The sequence below is a fragment of the Nonomuraea longicatena genome (assembly GCF_039525605.1).
Classification (GTDB): Bacteria; Actinomycetota; Actinomycetes; order Streptosporangiales; family Streptosporangiaceae; genus Nonomuraea; species Nonomuraea longicatena.
This window is the reverse complement of record NZ_BAAAHQ010000048.1, coordinates 67,652-84,846: the sequence shown is the minus strand read 5'-3', so window position 1 is coordinate 84,846 and position 17,195 is coordinate 67,652. Positions and strand designations below refer to the sequence as shown.

Genomic DNA, 17,195 nt, shown 5'->3' with positions numbered 1-17,195 from the left:
AAACAGCCGCATAGGCTACGCCCATAAGACGGCTGTCCGGAATCACCGTGGCCCCTCAACATTGGCGTCGTCAATCACTCGCGGGGGTCCGAATCGGCGCCCATCCCACGGCCTGGCCGAGCTTCAGCCGTGGACTGCGCAGTTCTCTTGCCGGTACGGCTGAGCCTTGACTACGTCAAGAATCGGCTTCCAACCCGCGTAGCCCGGATTGGCGTGGCGGCCAAGTACGACCGCCGCCACGCGATGGGCACCTGCCTGCTTCAACGCGTACGCCGCCGACTGCACGCGAGCCCCTGTGGTCCACGTGTCGTCCAAGAGCAGCACTCCGGCGCCATCGAGGTTCGACTCCGTCACGTGGAACCTGTCAGCTCGAAATTCCCGAAGATCTGGGGAAAGCTCGCTATTCGCCACCATGTGTGCACCCACGGAAACCGGATGCGATCACCGATCAGAGCACGCAGAGGATGCTCTCCCGGACGCCGCCTTGTACTAGAGACCACCGCGGCATGCGTCAGCTGCTTGGTATGAGCGGCCTTGGCAAGGCACCCATAGTGATCCGCTAGAAAGACCAGGAGAAGCGCGAGGAGATTGGTCTGAACATCCCCAGACGCATAAGCGGACTTGTACGCTGCGAGCGCGTGGGCGTGCTGTTGGCCTTTGACCGCATACGAAATCGGCACCACCGTATCAGCTACGCCTGCCTGCGCGAGCCGCAAATGTTGCTCGCATTGGTAGCAACGGGTCCACTTGGAGTCAGCCGGCCCACGACAGACGTAACAGATGCCAGGGGCAGGAATAAGCGGCGTGCGCAGGTAGTAAGCTTGCTGGGCGACACGCTGCCGTGCCGCATTCCAAGGGTCATCTACTCCAGGCAATGGCGGGGATCTCCGGAAGCGAGTCGGGGCCTACATTGAGTTCCGCGATCAATCTTTCCACAACCGCAAGCAAATCCCGCAGTCCGGACACGACGTGAACCCCGGGCTTCTTGGCGTACTCGCGCGCCCAATCGTGCTCCAGCAGTTGCTCCGGCATCACCACCGAACGGCCATGCTCCAACGCCAGCCGCGCCTGAATGCGCGCTCCACTCTTCCAAGGCGCCTCGACGACTACTGTGGCCGCTGCGTAGCCGCTCATCACCGCGTTCCGCATCGGGAAATTACGCTGATTAGGCGGGGTGTCTGGCCAGAACTGACTTATCACCAACCCGTCCCGGCTGATCTGCTCCTGGAGGCCGCGGTTTTCCGCCGGATAGAACTTGCTGATCCCGGTACCGATGACGGCCACCGTGCGGCCGCCTGCTTCCAGCGTCGCCCGGTGCGCCGCCGTATCAATGCCCTTGGCCAGCCCGCTCACCACGGTCACCCCGTTGACCGCCAGTTCTCTCGCCACAGCGGAGGCGATCCGCAAGCCGTTCTCGCTCGCTTGCCGGGTTCCCACCACGGCGATCGCGCGCCGCTCTTCCATCAATTGGCCGCGAGAGAACAGGATCGGCGGCATCTGGTGAATGCTCCGCAGCTGGCTCGGGTAGCGCTCGTCCAGGCAGGTATGCACGCCGGTGCCTGCCGCTTCCCACTCCGTCAAGGCGCGTTCCGCCTCCGCGATCGCCGACTCCATGGGGTCGGCGTCGGCGAACAGCGCCTCCTGAACCCGCATCTCGCCAGCCAGGACGGCAACCGCGCTTCCACGCTCGAGAACCGAAAGCGCGACCTCGACCCACCTCGCACCGGGACGCTGCAGCAGCGCCACGAGCGCGGCACGTTCACGCAGCTCCGATGACATGCCACCGATGTTACCCATGCGAGACCCCACGCCCCAACGATACTAGGAAGGGCTCGATATTCGAACTGTTCGAAGCCGCATTTCTATCACTCGGGGGAGGAACGGGCTGGGCGTGCCGTTCCATGACACGTGGAGCGATTCCCGGGCTCTGGTGCAGGCGACGAACAACAGGCAGCGCTGCCGGAGCATGTCGCTCTCGTGCTGCAGCCGGTCCACCTCCTGCGGAGTCACCTCCTTGTCGAACGGCAGGGCGCGCGCGGTCACACCCGCCACCGCGACGCAGCGGAACTCCAGACCCTTCATCGCGTGCATAGTGGCCAGCCGGACGCCTTCCACAGCGGCGCCCGGCTGGTCCTTCATCCGCACTGCCGGAATGTGGGCTGCGGCGAGTCGTTCGCCGATCCTGTCCAACAGGATGTTGAAGCGGGCGGTCACGGCGATCTCCGCCGGGCGGATCCCTTGGCCGATCCACTCCTTGACCTTCTCCACCACGGCGGTGGCTTCGTCCTGCTCATGCTGGAACCCGGTCGCGTGCGGGAGCCTGCCCGACAGCACGGAGATGTAGCCGGCGAGCGAGTCCGGGCCGGGGCCGCCGACATCCTCGACGGGCACTCCGTCGATCACCTTGGTTGCCCAGTCTAGGATCTGCGCAGTGCTGCGGTAGTTGACCCGGAGCTTGCCGCTGCGGCCCGCCACGGCGATGCCGAGTGAGCTGAGTGTCACCTTAGAGTCGTAGATGCGCTGGTGCGGGTCTCCGGTGATGAACAGGTCGTCGGGTCCTTCCGGTACGGCTGCGCGCAGCAGTCTCCATTGCGCGGGATGCAGGTCCTGGGCTTCGTCGACCACCAGGTGGTCGAAACCGTAGGTGGCCAGGTCGGCGCCCCCGAGCTGCAGAGTGGCCCGGTCGCACAGCTGCAGATGAGTGGTACTGCCAGTCATGCGCAGGTCACTTCGGAAGGCCTCCATCGCCTCCCAGAGCCGCTCCCGCTGCTGAGCGCTCAGGCGGGTGCCGCGTCCGCGCCGCTCCACCTTGAGATATTCGTCCAGAGAGGTGACGCGCTGGGCGAGCACGACGTGCCGGAACTCCTGCTCCAGGAACTGCTCGGTCCACTGCAGCCCGAGTCGCTCCCGGATCCGGCGCCACAGGTGGCGTTCGTCGGCGTCGTTGATGATGGACGGCACGCGTCCGGCCAGCCGCTGGACCGTGCGGTAGGCGAAGGAGTTGACCGTGGTGACCTCCACCCGGGCGAGCTTCTCCGGGTCGTCGATCAGCAACCCCAGGCTTTCGCGCAGCGATCCGGCCAGCACGTTGGTGTAGGTGGTGAGCATGATCCGACTGCCGGGCCGGGTGTAGAGCAGGTGTTTGACCCGGTGAAGTGCCACCACGGTCTTGCCGGTGCCAGGCCCGCCAGTCACCTGAGCCGAGCCGTTGTAGGACGGCCGGTAGGCCACCCGCCGCTGCGACGAGTGCAGGTAGATGCGCCAGACGGAGAAGGGCTTGTCGAGGATGTCGGCGAGCTCCTGCGGCCCGGTCACCAGCGCGATGCGGCTGGGGGTGTTGGCGATCGCGACGGCGAGGCTGCCGCTGGCGTCGGGGGCCTGGCGGCGTTCGGCGATGATGTCGCGGTAGACCTCCTGGGACGTGAACCCCTCGGCGAGGAACTGCAGCACCTCGGCCTGCTCCTCGGGCAGGAACTTCGCGAACGACTCCAGCTGCGCCTTGTCGATGATCGTGCGGACGGCTTCGAGCACCTGGTCGTCGATGCCCAGGTCGCGCAGGATCGTGTCGGAATGCCGCTCGAACAGCAGCTTCGGCGCCTGCTCGGCCGCCTCCCGCATGGAGGGCACGAGCTGCTCGATGACGGCCTCGTTCCGCACTTCCAGGGTGTTCGTCACCGCGTTGACGGAGAATTTCCAGGGCACCGCCCAGTCGTAGGCGGCGTCGTGCGCCATGACTCGCAGCAGCACGAAGACGTCGGTACCGTCATCCGGAGCCAGCACCACGCCTCGCCAGGAACGGGTGATCCTGACGGTTCTGATCCTGTCGTCCTTGGCGCCCTGCACCTTCTCCAGGTGCACACCCCTGGGACTGTGCAGTTGGTCGATGGTCAGCTGCTGGAACATCTCGATCGTTTTACGCAGCCGCGATTTGTCCTCCTTCGCCAGGGCGGCGTAGTCGTCCAGCACAGCGCGGGCGATGTCGAGCCTGGGCACGGGTGCTCTCCTCGGGGGTTAAGGAGGTTCAGTCTGTACGGCTTGCGCGCGCGGGATGGCGTGGGCCGCTTCCCGGCGGGGGCGTCAGGGCAGAGGTGTAGTTCACACCGTCAATCAGAGGGTTGTCCGGGCCTAGTCCGGAGGCGGCCATCCTGTCGTATTCGGCGAGCACGAGCTGGCTGGTGCGATAGACGCCGTGTTCCTTTTCGTCCTTCTCCCGCAGGATGGGGAAGGTGCCGAGGATGTAGATGACGTCTTCGCGGGAGATCCCGTAGAGGTGGAAGAAGTAGGCGTCCAGCTCGGCCCGGATCTGCGCGCGCCGATCCTCCTCCCACCGGAACGGCTCGCCCTCGTTGCCCAGATCCCGGGCCAGGCCGGTCATGTCGTGGGCGGTGTAGACGAGTTCGAGGACTCGGGGGGTGATGAAGGGGATGTGGGGGTCCAGCATCTCCGGTGTCGGGACGGGGAGTTGTTTCCAGACCATCAGCGGCATGTCGGCCCCGCCATTCTGCCTGCCGACATAGTCGAAGACCAGCGTGCTCTGTGCGGCGACGAGTCCCGCCATGAGAGACGGAGACACCCGGGGCAACATCAGAGGAAAGGTGTTACCCACCCCGGCGCGCGGGATGAAGGCGGGGATACAGGTGCGTTCGTCGGTCGCGCGGCCAATACGTCTCCAGCCGAGGAGCCAGTCGTGGCTCCAGTGGAGGTCGTCCAGACGGAGGGCGACACCGGCGATCTTGACCTCCTTGTTGTTGCGACGAGTGGAGACAAGACCTTCATCCGCGATCCAGTAGCGAGGGAGCACGGCGCAGGCCGGATCCTCCTTCGAGGAGCGGGAAACCGCATCGTAGTCGGAGTTGCCCGCGCCCTTGTAAGAATTCCAGCGGTGGTCGAAATGGTGAGCCATCTTGGCTTCGTACAGCGGGAGCATGCGTTCCCCACCCCGGACGTACACGTTGCCGCACAGGTCCCAGCCGTCCGCCGTCAACTGCTCGCGTGTGCGAAAGAGGTCGGAATCGTCGGTCATGTTGATGAACTGCTTGGAGATCAGCTGCCAGGGGTTGCCGTCGCGACGGGCCTCGTTCCACAGAACGGGGATGCGACGATGGACGGCGAGCGTGAGATCGGCATCACGCCGCTCCCGGAAGACGGGAAGCGTGCCGGTATTCGGGTTGAGCAGCGAGATCTCTTCGGCGGCGAGTGAGAAGACCCGCGCTCCACCATCGAGGTCGACAGGATCCGAGAGGAAGAACGCGTATCTCGCGGCTGACTCACGGAGCGCACCTCCCGTGATGGACAAGAGGCAGAAGTTGTAGCTTGCATGCACCCCAGGAAAAAGCGGCTTGCTGTTCTCGAAGTCGAAGAGATGGCTCAGCGCACCGCGTTGCGCGAGGTCCTGAAAGAGATACTGAGCCCCGGCGCCGGTTGCGATTGCTGTGGGCACGATCGCCGCAGCTCGTCCGGCGCCCTTGGTGAGGATCGTGAAGCGTTCGATGAACAGCTGGTCGACCTGGAGCGAGTTGACGCCTTTGGTGGATAGCCCCCTGCCGCACAGCGGGTACGCACCGGACTGGCCGAAGAACAGGAAGGAGGACTTCACCCTGCGGCGAGCAGCCACATACCGGTTGCCTCCCCCAGGGTTCTCCGTAGTCCACTCAGCGATCCTGCTCCGCCGAGCAGCTCCGGAAAGCTGCGCGATCGAAGGTTCGACCGTACTGAAGTACTCCTGGTCCTTGAAATCGACCTTGTCCCAAGGCGGGTTGCCCAGAACGCAGGAGAAACCGCCCGACCAGCCGGTGGCCGGGTCGACCGAGGCGTCGGCATGCTCGGGCACGGCGAAGATCTCGGGGAAGGCCAGGTGCCAGTGGAAGAACCGGTACTCCTCACGCAGTCGCTCGATCTCCGCATGCGTCTCCGCCGAGGCGGCGCTCGACTCCGGGTCCTGCAGCGCGCGGAAAACCTCGTGCGTGATCGGCTTGGGCGCGTCCTTCGTCTTGCGCCACATGAACGCCGCGCACCACGCATCCGCCAGATGCCGTGCCCGCACATACTCGCGCGACGACTCCCACGCCAGGTACTCGGCCTCCTGCCGGTGCACGTCCGCCAGCGTCCTTGCGGGAGCGGAGGCGATGCGCCGCAGTCCTGAGGCGAATACGGTGTTCGACACCTTCGTCTCCACGGTCAGCTCGAACAGGCCGCCCTGCCCGCTCCGCTCCTGCTCGTTCTGCGCCGCCAGGAACCTGGCGTAAGCGGGATCGTCCCCTTCGACGTCCTTGAACGCCTTGGTCGGAATCCCGTCCCGCATCAGCGCCGGAGTCGCCCCGATCAAGCCATTGCCGTGCTTGAGGTGCGCGTCCAGGAAGCCGAGCGCCTGACCGGGCTCCATCGCCTCCAGCCAGAGCGACACCTTGGCCAGGTCGACCGCCATCGGGTTGAGGTCCACCCCGTAGACGCACCGCCCGATGACCTCGTGCAACGCGTGCCGTACAGCATCAAGAGTCGGTTCCGGGTTGCCCTCGCGCACGGCGGCGACCCGCTTGGCGATGCGGCGGGCGGCGGCCACCAGGAAGTGGCCCGAGCCGCAGGCCGGGTCACAGACGGTCAGCGACAGCAGTTCGGCCACGATGTGGTCGGCGGGGTCCGGCGCGCCCGCCTCGGCAGCCTTCGCCTCACCGCGTTTCTGCGCGTCGTCGATGACCGGGTCGAGGGCGGAGTCGAGAAGCGTCTCAATCAGCGAGGTGGGCGTGTAGTAGGAGCCGGTCTTCTTGCGGTCGTTGCCCGCGCGGTCGACCAGCTCGAAGGTGAGGTCGAGGGCGCTGTGCTTGGGCACCAGCTCCAGCAGCGACTCGTAGATGGAGCCGAGTTCCTCCGACCCCATGTTGCGGTAGTCGACCTTGCGCCAGCGGCCGGAATCGGCGTCGCGGACGCGGGCCAGGTGCCGGACCGCCTCCAGCAGGTCCTTGTTGGCCAGGGTGAGTCCGCGTAGCGGGGCGTCGGCGGGCTTGTCGTCGAAGAGGCCGCCGATACCGGGCAGGCCGAGCTCGGGGCGGCCCTTCTCGTCGCCGAGCGCCTCAAGCACGATCTGCAACGCCTGATAGACATCGTGGTGCGTGGTGCCGCGCCGTGCGGCGGCATGCCTGCGGAGCCGGTCGGAGGAGAAATACTCGGCATAGCGGCGGCGGGTTTCCTCGTCGGTCTTGGCGGGGTGCAGCAGGTTCCGGTCCTCGGCGACGAAAAGGAAGATCAGCCGGTAGGCGAGACGGAGCAGCGCCGCGTGGAACTTGTCCACGTCCAGGGTCTGGCGCAGCGCTCTGTTGTCGGGGTGCTGGAGGAAACCGGTGCCGAGGGTGGTGATCGCCTTCTGGACACCGACCCGGTGGGACTCCAGCGCCCGGGTGCCGGAGGTGATCGCCTCGGCTCGCCACTTCTCCAGCCAGCAGGCGGACGGCGCCCCGCCCTCCTCGACCCGGAAACGGGAGATGTGCAGCAGCCGGTAGAGCAGCACGAACTCGCTGAACAGCTGGCCGTCGAAGATGGCCTCCAGGTCGAACTCGACGTAGGAGGCGGTGGCCAGGGCGTTGGAGTCGCGCAGCAGCCGCAGCTGGCGGCCGTTCGAGATGACACCCCACAGGTGGGCGTCGGTCCGGTTCAGGCACTCCTGGATGAGTGAGTGCGGCGGGATGGTGCCGGGTCCCTGCCGCTTGTCGAGGACGGCGTTCCAGGCCACCAGATGGATCGGCACGTGCCGCCACAGATGGGTGATCAGGAAGCTCTTGCCGCCGTCGTCGGAACGGATGCCGGGAGCGGCGACAGGCGTCAGGTCGCCGAAGCCGAAGGCGGTGAAGAGCGGCTCCAGCCACTGGGTGAGCGCCACCCCGGTGGGATCTGCCGGTGTCTCGGCTTCCGGCGCGACCGGAAGCCTGTCACGCAGGTCCTGCCAGACTCCCTTGAGGTAGTCCCAGTGACGTTCGGCGTCGTCGCGGACAGTGCGTCGACCGATGACCCGGTAGTCGGCGGGCTTCGAGCCGGGCAGGTCACGCCCGTCGGAGATGCGCAGCAGCATGTCGGCGGGGAGCAGGCCGCCGATAGTGTGCACGGCGGGGAAGACCTGGTTGCGGGCGACGGCGGACATCAGGCACCAACCGGGAGGTAGACGTAGATACCGAGCAGGTCGGCGGACTTCTGGACGGAAACGTTGAGGCCTCGCACGATCTCGTCGGCGGCGCGCCGGACCCGGCGATGGGAGGCGTCGAGCTCGGCGGCGAGCTGCTCGCCGTACTCCTGGAGATGGCTGTCGAGGGCGGGCAGGCCGTCCAGGACCCTGAGCATGGTCCGCTCGGCGAAGGTCCGGTCGGTGTTGTCGTCGGCGGTCACGTCGAGCAGGGCGAGCGTCCGCTCCGGTGACAGCCAGGTCTCGCTCGCGGGTGAGCCCTCGAACGCGAGCAGCCGCACGTCTTCGGCGACGAGCTGCCGGGTGCCCGTCCGGGAGGGGAGCGTGAGGTGGAAGCGGTAGCGGGCCAGCAGGAGGACCGTGCGGTTATCGACGGCCTTCGTCCTGATCACGCCACAGCGCCGGGCGGGTCGTTTGCCGTCCACCTGGCTGTCGAGCGCGGCGTTGAGCACATATCCGGCCAGCGCGCCGACGACCGGGTCGGTGCGGACGAGGGCCACCTCGCCGCGCGGCACGGCCGCGGTGGCGCGGAACGGGACCGGGCGGCCGGATTCCACCGCGTTGCCGCCGAGAACTGGGGCGAGCGCGTCGCGCAGCCCGGCGGGGGTGCCGCTGACGTCGGCGGTGAAGTCGCCGGTGAGCTCCTCACGCAGGAAGGCGTCGAGGTCGCGCAGCGAGCGGCGGACGAACTCCGTGACCTCACCGTCACCACCGAGGGTGTCGCGGATGGCCTTGACCTCCTTGGCGACTTCCTCGGGGTGGATGGCGCGCTGCGCGAACCGGGAGCGGGAGGTCCGCTCGCGTTCGGCGGCGGATTTCCACTCCGCTCCCAGTGCCTCGGCCCTGCCGGTGATCTCGTCCATGCCGAACAGGGCCTCCTGATCGCGGTGCTGGCCGCGCATCAGCAGCCATTCCACGATCGCGTCAGTCACCGCAGTGGAGGCGGCGTCCGGGACCGAGACGGAGATGCCGAGGTCTCGCTGGATCTGCCGGTGTTTGCGGATCAGGACTTCCAGCACCTTGCCGTCGATGCCGTTGTCGCCGCCGTACAGCGTAATGACCTTCACCTGGTCTCGTCGCTGGCCGTAGCGGTCGACGCGGCCCTCGCGCTGGTCGTGGCGGGTGGGATTCCAGGCGAGGTCGTAGTGGACCACCGCATCGAAGTAGTACTGCAGGTTGACGCCCTCGGACAGGCAGTCGGTGGCGACCAGCACGCGGCGCGCGTCGGGGTCCTGGCCGGCCAGTTCGGCCAGTTCCTCGATCCGCTGCAGTCGCTGCTGCGGCGAGAGGGTGCCGGTGACGGCCTTGACGACGGTCTGCTTGCCGAGCTTGCCCTCCAGATGCTCGGCGACGTATTCGGCGGTGGGGATGAAGCGGCAGAAGACGATCGGGTGGTAGCCCTCCTTGAGCAGGGCCTTCAGGTGTTTGGTCAGCGCGGCCAGCTTCAGGTCCTCGGCCGTGCCCTCCAGCAGCTCGGCGCGGTCGGCCAGTTCGGCGAGGCGGAATACGGTGGCCGAGGTCTGCGCGCCCGGGGCGACGTCCGTGCCTTCGAGAGCGTCGCTGTCAGCCGAATCACGACTGCTCTCCGCGCCGATCCGGTCGGCTTCCTCGGCTGTCGGCGCCTCGTCCGGAGCCGACCGCTTGCGGAGCGTCTGCGCCGCCGCACGTGGCGAGGAGACCAGGGAGCGCAGCAGGGCGATCGCCGACCACCAGGCGATTCTGACCTCGCGCTTGCCCTCGGCGGCGCTCACCCGCTCCCCCGCGTAGGCGAGCGCGTCCTCCAGCAACGCCCGGTAGGCCGGGGAAAGCCGGTAGGTCTCGTCCTTGAACAGCTTGTCCGATGGGAAGATGGTCTCCTCGGCCAGGCTGTCGTCGGCCAGGCCGTCCTTGACGGTGAGGAACTGGCGGATGTCGGCCCGTTTGCGATGGACGAAGTGCTGGGCGAGTAGCACCCTGCCCGCCTCGGTGTCGAGCTCCACGTTCGCGAGCTCGGGTTTGAGCAGGGCCAGCAGGTTGCGGAAGGCGCTCTCCTTGCCGCTGTGCGGGGTCGCGGTGACCAGCAGCAGGTGGCGTTCGGCATCGCTGGCGAGGCGCTGGAGCAGCTCGTAGCGGAGCTGGTTCTGGGTGGAGGAGCCGTCGTCGGCGGCGACACAGGTGTGGGCCTCGTCGACGATGACCAGATCCGGGCAGTGCCGGACGAAGTCATAACGATGCCGGGTGGACTTGATGAAGTCGGTCGAGACGACGACATGCGGATGCCGGTCGAACAGCGACTCGCCGAGGTCCAGACCACGCTCCAGTCGCGCGACCGTGGAGGCGAGCACCAGTTCGGCGTCGATGCCGAACTTGACCCTCAACTCCTCCTGCCACTGCTCGGCGAGCGCGGGCGAGCAGAGCACGGCAAGGCCCTTCGCGCTCCCCTGCTCCAGCAGCTCCTTGGCGATCAGCCCGGCCTCGACAGTCTTGCCGATGCCGACGTCGTCGGAGATGAGCAGCCTGACCACACGCTGGCGCAGCGCCATCATCAGCGGCACGAGCTGGTAAGCGCGCGGCTGGACGGCGATCCCAGCCAGGGAGCGGAACGGCCCGGCCCCGGAGCGGAAGCCGATGCGCAGCGCCGAGCGCAGCAGCCCGGCCGCGCGCTGGTTGCCCAGGTCCGCAGGGGACGGCGGAGCGAAGCGGGCGCTGGTGACCTCCTCGAAGGCCGGGAAGACCGCGGCGATGTCATCGTCCGCTCCGCCGAGCGGACGCAGCACGAGCATGTCGGCGGCGCTGTCGGGCAGCACCACCCATTCCCGGCCGCGGGCGGAGACCAGAGATCCGGCCGTGAAGGTCATCAGAGGTTTCCTCGTGTCGTTCCGAAGTAACGTTCGTGCTCGGCGGCGACGGTCGCCCAGTCCGCGTCGTAGCGGAAGCGGACCACATCCCAGCCCTTGCAGAAGAGACGCTCCTCGGCCTCCGCGTCACGCTCGGCGATCACCGCGTGGTCGTGCACCGGGCCGTCCACGAAGACCGCGACGTTCGCGCCCGGCAGCCGGTAGACGTAGTCCGGGCGGGCGAGCGCGTCGGCCACGAAGAGCTGCGCGGCGTCGGGCAGGCGCAGCCCGCGCTCCTTGAGCCAGGTGACGAACTCGCCCTCCAGGCCGCTTTCCGCCCGCGCGGTCAGCCGCTCAAGTTGCTCGGAGCGGGATTCGCCCCGGCCGGTGCTCTCCGCTCGGGCTCCGGCGAAGCGCAACAGGAGCTCTCGTACGGCATGGCGGTCGATCGCACCATGGTTGAGCTGATTGCCATAGGTGAGCAGGCATTCGTAACAGCCCATGGCACAGGGCCGATCGGGGTGCGGGCCGCCCAGGTCGACACCATCGGGCTCGAAGTGACAGATGGTCAGCGCCTCGGCGGCCGCACGGGCCAGCGCGCCGGGCTCGGACTGCATCAGCCGTAGCACCCCCGCGCCACCTTCGGCTGCCTCGGTGAACAGGATCCGGTCACGCGGTCCTTCGTCCGGCGGCAGCAACTCACTGTTCAGCTCGACATCCTCCAGCTCGAACGCGGCCTCGATGCCGCGTTCCAGCGCGTACATGAGCGACAGCGCAGTGGACGGGTTCAGCGGTGTATCCAGCTTGAGCACCAGGATGTTACGCCGATCCTCGACGAAGGGGATGACCCGCTTCCGGCGCCGCTTCTCGTTGCCCTCGGCGTCGACGACGGGCATCTCATCGGAGTCGCCCGCCGCGTCGGCGGCGTCCTTCTCGTTCATCCATCTGCCGTCGGCCGGGTCGAGCCAGAAGCCGTCCGGCTCTCCTTCCTTGGCACGGACGCGGCCGAGATTCGAGATGCGCACGGTGGCCGAGTCACCGTACGACAACGTGACCAGCAGGCCGACGCCGTCGGAGACCAGCGCGTCACGGCGGCCGGGCCGGTCGCCGTGATCGTGGAAGCGGTAGGAGGTCACCAGGCGGAAGCCCGCCCGGCGGCGCTCCTCCTCGTCGGAGGAGATCCGCTCCCGGCGTCTGGTGTAGACGGTGTGCAGCTTGAGCAGCCCCGAGGTCAGATCGCCGAGCGGCTGCTTGCACATGTCGCAGCGGTTGGGCTGGTCGTCGTCTTCGTGGTGGTAGCCGCAGTGCTCGCACCGGTAGGCGGCGCCGGTGTCCACCTCGCCGCTCTTGTCGGCCGGGAGCTGGATGCGCTCGACCTGGTAGCGGGCGCCCTCGTGGTAGATGAGCGCGCCCGGCCCGAATTCGCGGATCGCCAGGAACCGCGGACGCTGCAGATAGTCGCCGTCGCCGAAGCGCCGGCCCGTGGTCGGGATGTAGGCAGCCAGGGGCAGCCTGGGGAAGGAGTAGCCGGGCAGGAAGCCCTCGCTGGCCAGGTAGCGGTAGGGGTTGAAGTCCGACAGCACTGACCTGCTGTCGACGCTCTCGTTCTTCAGCAGGTTGAGCTGGGTCTCGGCCTCCCGGCGCCGCCCCACGGCCTTCTTCCTGTCGCCCTCGGTGAGGGTGTGGTCGAGCACCCGGCGGTTCTGCTCCGCCTGGTCGATCAGGGCCGCTCTGAACAGGTCGCGCCAGCGGTCGAAGTCGGCGTTGAACTGGGTCGGCGCCCGCCGTACCTTCTCCGCCAGCCAGTCCTCATCCCACCATGTGGTCTGCTCGAAGTCGGGGATCAGCGCGCCCAGAACCCGGCCCGCCGCTTCCACCGCCCTGGCCTGAGCGAGCCCGTCGTTCAGTTTCTCGACGACGTGGTCGTGCAAGGGTAGGGCGGGGGCGGGGTAGCGGGCGTCCTCGTCGTAGGAGACGTCGATGACGTCGGGGATCGCCCGGCCCAGCTTGAGCCCCGCCTCGGCGAGCCAGATCGCCTGCACGTGTGAGCGGACGAGATCCTCGTTGGCCAGGTCGAGCCTCGGAGGGGCCACCGCCCCGGCCACCATGCGCTCGGAGCGGCGGAAGTAGTACTGGTCGTGGCTGTTCCCGGTCGCGCAGTAGGTGGTGACCAGCGCCGGTTGGCCGGAGCGGCCCGCGCGGCCGCTGCGTTGCGCGTAGTTGGCCGGGGTCGGCGGCACGTTGCGCATCATGACGGCGTTGAGCTCGGAGATGTCGACGCCGAGTTCCATCGTGGGCGAGCAGTAGAGCAACTTGAGCTCCGCGTTGCGGAAGGCTTCCTCGCGCCGCTCCCGTTCCAGCGGATCGACCTGGGCGGTGTGCTCGCGGGCCGACAGCCCGGCCAGCGCGCTCGCGGCGCCCCGGTAGAGGTCGCGGAAGAAGGTGTTCACGCGAGGGCCGTCGCCGCTGGCGTAGGTGCGGGTCAGCGGATCGTGAACACCGGTCTCACCGGTGCCCGCCCGCCAGATCAGACCGGCGGCCGAGATGCGGTAACCCGTGACGACGGGTCCCGCCGCGCGCCTGGGGTAACGTCCGGTCCGCTGCGGCGCGGATTCGACCTTCGTCACGAGTTCGGCCTTGGTGAGGACCTTGAGCGTATCGACGATGACCTGCTGGGCCTCGTCGGTTGACAGGTCGGTGAAGTGGACCCGGCGCAGATATTTGCCGAACTTGCCGCGACCGGACATGAACAGTCCCGAGCGGTCGATGCCGGGCCGCGACCCCTGCGCGTAGGCGGTGCCCACCTTGGGTCGGTCGCCGGGGGTGAGGACCCAGGGGTCGATGAGCCGCTCCTCGCTGGCGCGCTGGAGCGTGTCGAAGTCCTCGCGGAAGTGCTGGACGTCGATGGCGAGGGCACGGCGCATCTCGTCCAGGAGCGCTCGCATGATCTCCGCGCGCTGTCCCGGCTTGGCCGTCCGGAGCGGCGTCTCGCACTCGTCCCAGCGCACCTGCTGCCGGGCGATCCAGTCGAGATCCAAGTAGTCCATCACCAGCAGACCGGTCTGCTCCAAGTTGGGCATAGTGATCCGCCAGCCCCGCTCCAGATCCAGGTAGAGCCGGAAGGCGATCACGTCGCGCAGCGTCCTGGCGGCGTTGCGGGCCAGGGACGGTGGCAGGTCGTCGCCGCCCGTGTAGTCGGCGACCGAGAGGCCCAGCGCCGTCGACACCCGGGCGGCGAGGTCCTCGTGGGTGATGCCTTCCTCGCCCGCTTCGAGCGCGGCCTGGTAGAGCGCGGAGCGCAACTGGGTGATCTGCACGAAGTCGTTGAAGTGACCGGCCTGAAGCGAGGCGTCCTGCCGGTTGTCGACGAAGGTGAGGAGCTTGCGCGCCTTCTTGTCGAGCGCCTCGGCGGGCGCCTGCTTGAGCGAGCGCACGATGGACGCGGAGACCAGCGAGGTCGCCGAGGACCGGCCTTCCTGGTCGAGACGGGCCAGTTTGGCGAAGTCCTTGCCGCGAGTCTGCTCGTAGCTGACGCCGCAGTGCAGGCAGAAGGCGAAGGGTGCGGGGATGAAAGCGGCTCGCAGTTCGCCCTGGCCCTCGACGCCGTAGGGGTCGACGTGGACACCGCTCGGCAGCTTGTCCCGGTAGGTGTCACGCACCACCTCGTTGCCCTGCTCGTCGAACTCCAGCCAGGCCTCGGGCAACCTGCGCTCCCCGATGGCCTCCTCGGCGGTGAGCGGCCAGGGGCGCTCGTCGTCGACGTGGAGGTAGCCGTCTCCCTTTCGGCCGCCGGAGGCGGCGGTGTCGGGGCGCGTGCCGTACAAGATCTGACCGTTCTTCTCCGAACGCCAGACCGTGAGGTACTCCTGGCCGCACTCCCGGCAGAACGCCAGCGGGAAGAGCAGTTTCCCGCCGGAGCCGGGCTGGACGAGCTGATAGTCGCGGGTGAGATAGCGGGTGACGGTGTGCTCGAGGGTGACGTGGACGGTGTCGCCCTTGGACAGGAACTGATGCAGGCGGAAGGCGAAAAGCGGCCGGTCGGTGACCGGATGCCTCGCCTCCGAGCCGGCCTTGAGCGTGTGCCGGATAGCGTGCGCGCACGTGTCCTGACGCAGGCCGCTGGCGGCGGCCAGTTCCCCGGCCGCCTCCTCGATCTTGGCAGGGCGCTGCCTGATCAGATGCCCGGCGTTGTCCGTGGCCAGGCCGAAGCGCGCCTCTATCCAGCGGGCCAGCGGATCATTCAGCAGGTCGGCGTAGGCGCGGGGCGCGGCGGGCGACCGTAGGCGTTCGGCGGGCACGGTCGTCGGCGGCTCTCCCGTGGCCCGGACCAGGGTCTCGCCGATGACATTGTCCGGAGTGATGGGCGTGCCGAACAGAGTGGTCGCCACACGGGCCACGGCCTCGCGGCGGTCTTGCGCCGTGCCCTCGCTGGACATCGTGGCGGAGGTGCCGATGCACTGCAGGCGTGTCGCCCGGCAGGCCTCGCGGACCCGCCGGATGAGCAGGGCGACGTCCGCGCCTTGACGGCCGCGATAGGTGTGCAGTTCGTCGAAGACGAGGAACTCCAGGTCGCCCGCCATCCGGATGAGCGAACGTCGGTCCTCCGGCCGCGTCAGCATCAACTCCAGCATCACGTAGTTGGTGAGCAGGATGTCCGGCGGGTTGTCGCGGATCTCCTGCTTCTCCTCGTCGGTTTCCTGCCCGGTGTAACGCGCGTAGGTCACCGGCTCGCGGCCCATGCCGTAACCATCAGTGAGGAACTTCTTCAGCTCCTGCCGCTGGCTGTTGGCCAGGGCGTTCATCGGGTAGACGATGATCGCCCTGACCCGCTTGCGCGCCTGGGGCCCTTCCTCCTCACGTGCGCGCAGAACGCGGTTGACGATGGGCACGATGTAGGAGAGAGACTTGCCGGAACCCGTGCCGGTCGTCAGCACATAGGAGTCGCCACCCTGCGCCGCCTCGATGGCCGCGCGCTGGTGACGATGGAGCGTGAGCGGCTTGCCGTCGCAGACCCGACCGTCCTCCGTCTTGCCCCATTGGAAGATTCGCGCACACTCCTCGTGCAGGACCTTTTCCGAGACCAGTTCCAGGACGGTCCCGCCGGAGGCGAAGAATGGGTTGAGCGAGAGCCAGGGATCCGGCCACTGGGACTTGGCGTCCAGGTCGTCCTCGACGAAGGCGGAGATCCGCTCGTCACGGATGATAATGCCGCCCTCGGTGAAGGCCCGGTAGTCCTTGAGCAGCTGCCCGTGCACACCGAAGACGTCCATGCCTGGACCGCTCTGCCTGATCTCGGGTACGGCAGGCGTGGCGGGAGTCTCGGCATCGCGGACCGGGTTGAAATCCTCCCACCCGGCGAGGCGCACGCCGCCGGTCGCAAAGGGCAGGAGCGCGTCGCGCACGGTTACCGCGTCGTCGGGCCGGGTCACCGGGTCTTTGGCCATCAGCCGCCTGATCAGCCGGGCCAGCTCGTCGGGAACATCGGACCGGAGCAGCTGGAGAAGCGGCGGCTCCTCTTCCTGGTGTTTGCGGGCCAGTTCGTAAACGGATTCGCTGTGGAAGGGCGGGACACCTGCGAGCAGCTCAAACAGCAGGCAACCGAGAGCGTAGAGGTCGGCCGCCTGCGTAACCTTGGAGTCGCGGAACTGCTCCGGCGCCATGTAACGGGCGGTGCCGACCGTCATCCCGGTGCTGGTGAGGCTGGTGTCCATCTCGTCGATCAACCGGCCCAGGCCGAAGTCGAGGACCTTCGCGACACCTCCCGTGACCAGCATCACGTTGGCGGGTTTGAGGTCACGGTGAACCACCCCGGCCAGATGGGCCGCGGCCAGCCCATTGGCGATCTGCGCGCCCAGCGCCGCCACCCAGGGGACGGGCAGTTGCGGGTGCTCGTCGATGAGCCGACTGATCGGATGGCCGTCCAGGAGCTCCATAGCAAGGTAGGGTCGCCCGCCATCGGCCACTCCACCGTCGATGGTCGCCGGCAGGTTGAGGTGCTGGAGCCTGCGCATAATGCGCACCTCGCGGGCGAAGCGCTCCACCGCCTTCGGTTCGAGCTTCGGGCTGCGCAGGATGAGCTTTACCGCCACCTGGTCTGAGGTGTTCAGGTCCTCGGCGCGGTGCACTTCCCCCATGCTGCCCTTGCCGATGGCGCCCGTGAGGCGAAAGCGACCGGCGATCACACCTTGCTCCACACCTGCTCCTCTTCGACA

The 17,195-nt window shown here is 67.8% G+C and carries 5 protein-coding genes; all 5 read right to left on the bottom strand.

Going from position 1 to position 17,195, the window contains the following annotated elements:
- Positions 1–858: 858 nt before the first annotated feature.
- Genes ABD120_RS35265 through ABD120_RS35245 form a run of 5 tightly spaced genes read right to left on the bottom strand, consistent with a single transcriptional unit; the run spans position 859 to position 17,177 of the window.
- A complete protein-coding gene (locus tag ABD120_RS35265; RefSeq protein WP_343954675.1) occupies positions 859–1,779 on the bottom strand; it encodes a DNA-processing protein DprA in 921 nt (306 codons plus the stop codon).
- Positions 1,780–1,821: 42 nt separating this feature from the next.
- Positions 1,822–3,993 carry a UvrD-helicase domain-containing protein gene (locus tag ABD120_RS35260; RefSeq protein WP_343954674.1) on the bottom strand — a complete coding sequence of 724 codons (2,172 nt, stop codon included), beginning with the start codon at positions 3,991–3,993 and terminating at the stop codon, positions 1,822–1,824.
- A 28-nt stretch (positions 3,994–4,021) separates the two neighbouring features.
- Entirely contained in the window at positions 4,022–8,128 is a 4,107-nt protein-coding gene (locus tag ABD120_RS35255) for an Eco57I restriction-modification methylase domain-containing protein (protein WP_343954673.1), read from the bottom strand.
- Positions 8,128–11,004 carry a DEAD/DEAH box helicase gene (locus ABD120_RS35250; protein ID WP_343954672.1) on the bottom strand — a complete coding sequence of 959 codons (2,877 nt, stop codon included), beginning with the start codon at positions 11,002–11,004 and terminating at the stop codon, positions 8,128–8,130. Before ABD120_RS35250 ends, ABD120_RS35255 begins: the two co-directional genes overlap by 1 nt.
- Complete coding sequence (locus ABD120_RS35245) at positions 11,004–17,177, bottom strand: protein kinase domain-containing protein (protein WP_343954671.1); 6,174 nt, start codon at positions 17,175–17,177, stop codon at positions 11,004–11,006. Before ABD120_RS35245 ends, ABD120_RS35250 begins: the two co-directional genes overlap by 1 nt.
- Positions 17,178–17,195 lie beyond the last annotated feature (18 nt).

Coding starts and splice junctions, on each gene's coding strand:
- ABD120_RS35250 (WP_343954672.1), bottom strand. CDS start 11,004: ATGACCTTCACGGCCGGATCTCTGGTCTCCGCCCGCGGCCGGGAATGG.
- ABD120_RS35255 (WP_343954673.1), bottom strand. CDS start 8,128: ATGTCCGCCGTCGCCCGCAACCAGGTCTTCCCCGCCGTGCACACTATC.
- ABD120_RS35265 (WP_343954675.1), bottom strand. CDS start 1,779: ATGTCATCGGAGCTGCGTGAACGTGCCGCGCTCGTGGCGCTGCTGCAG.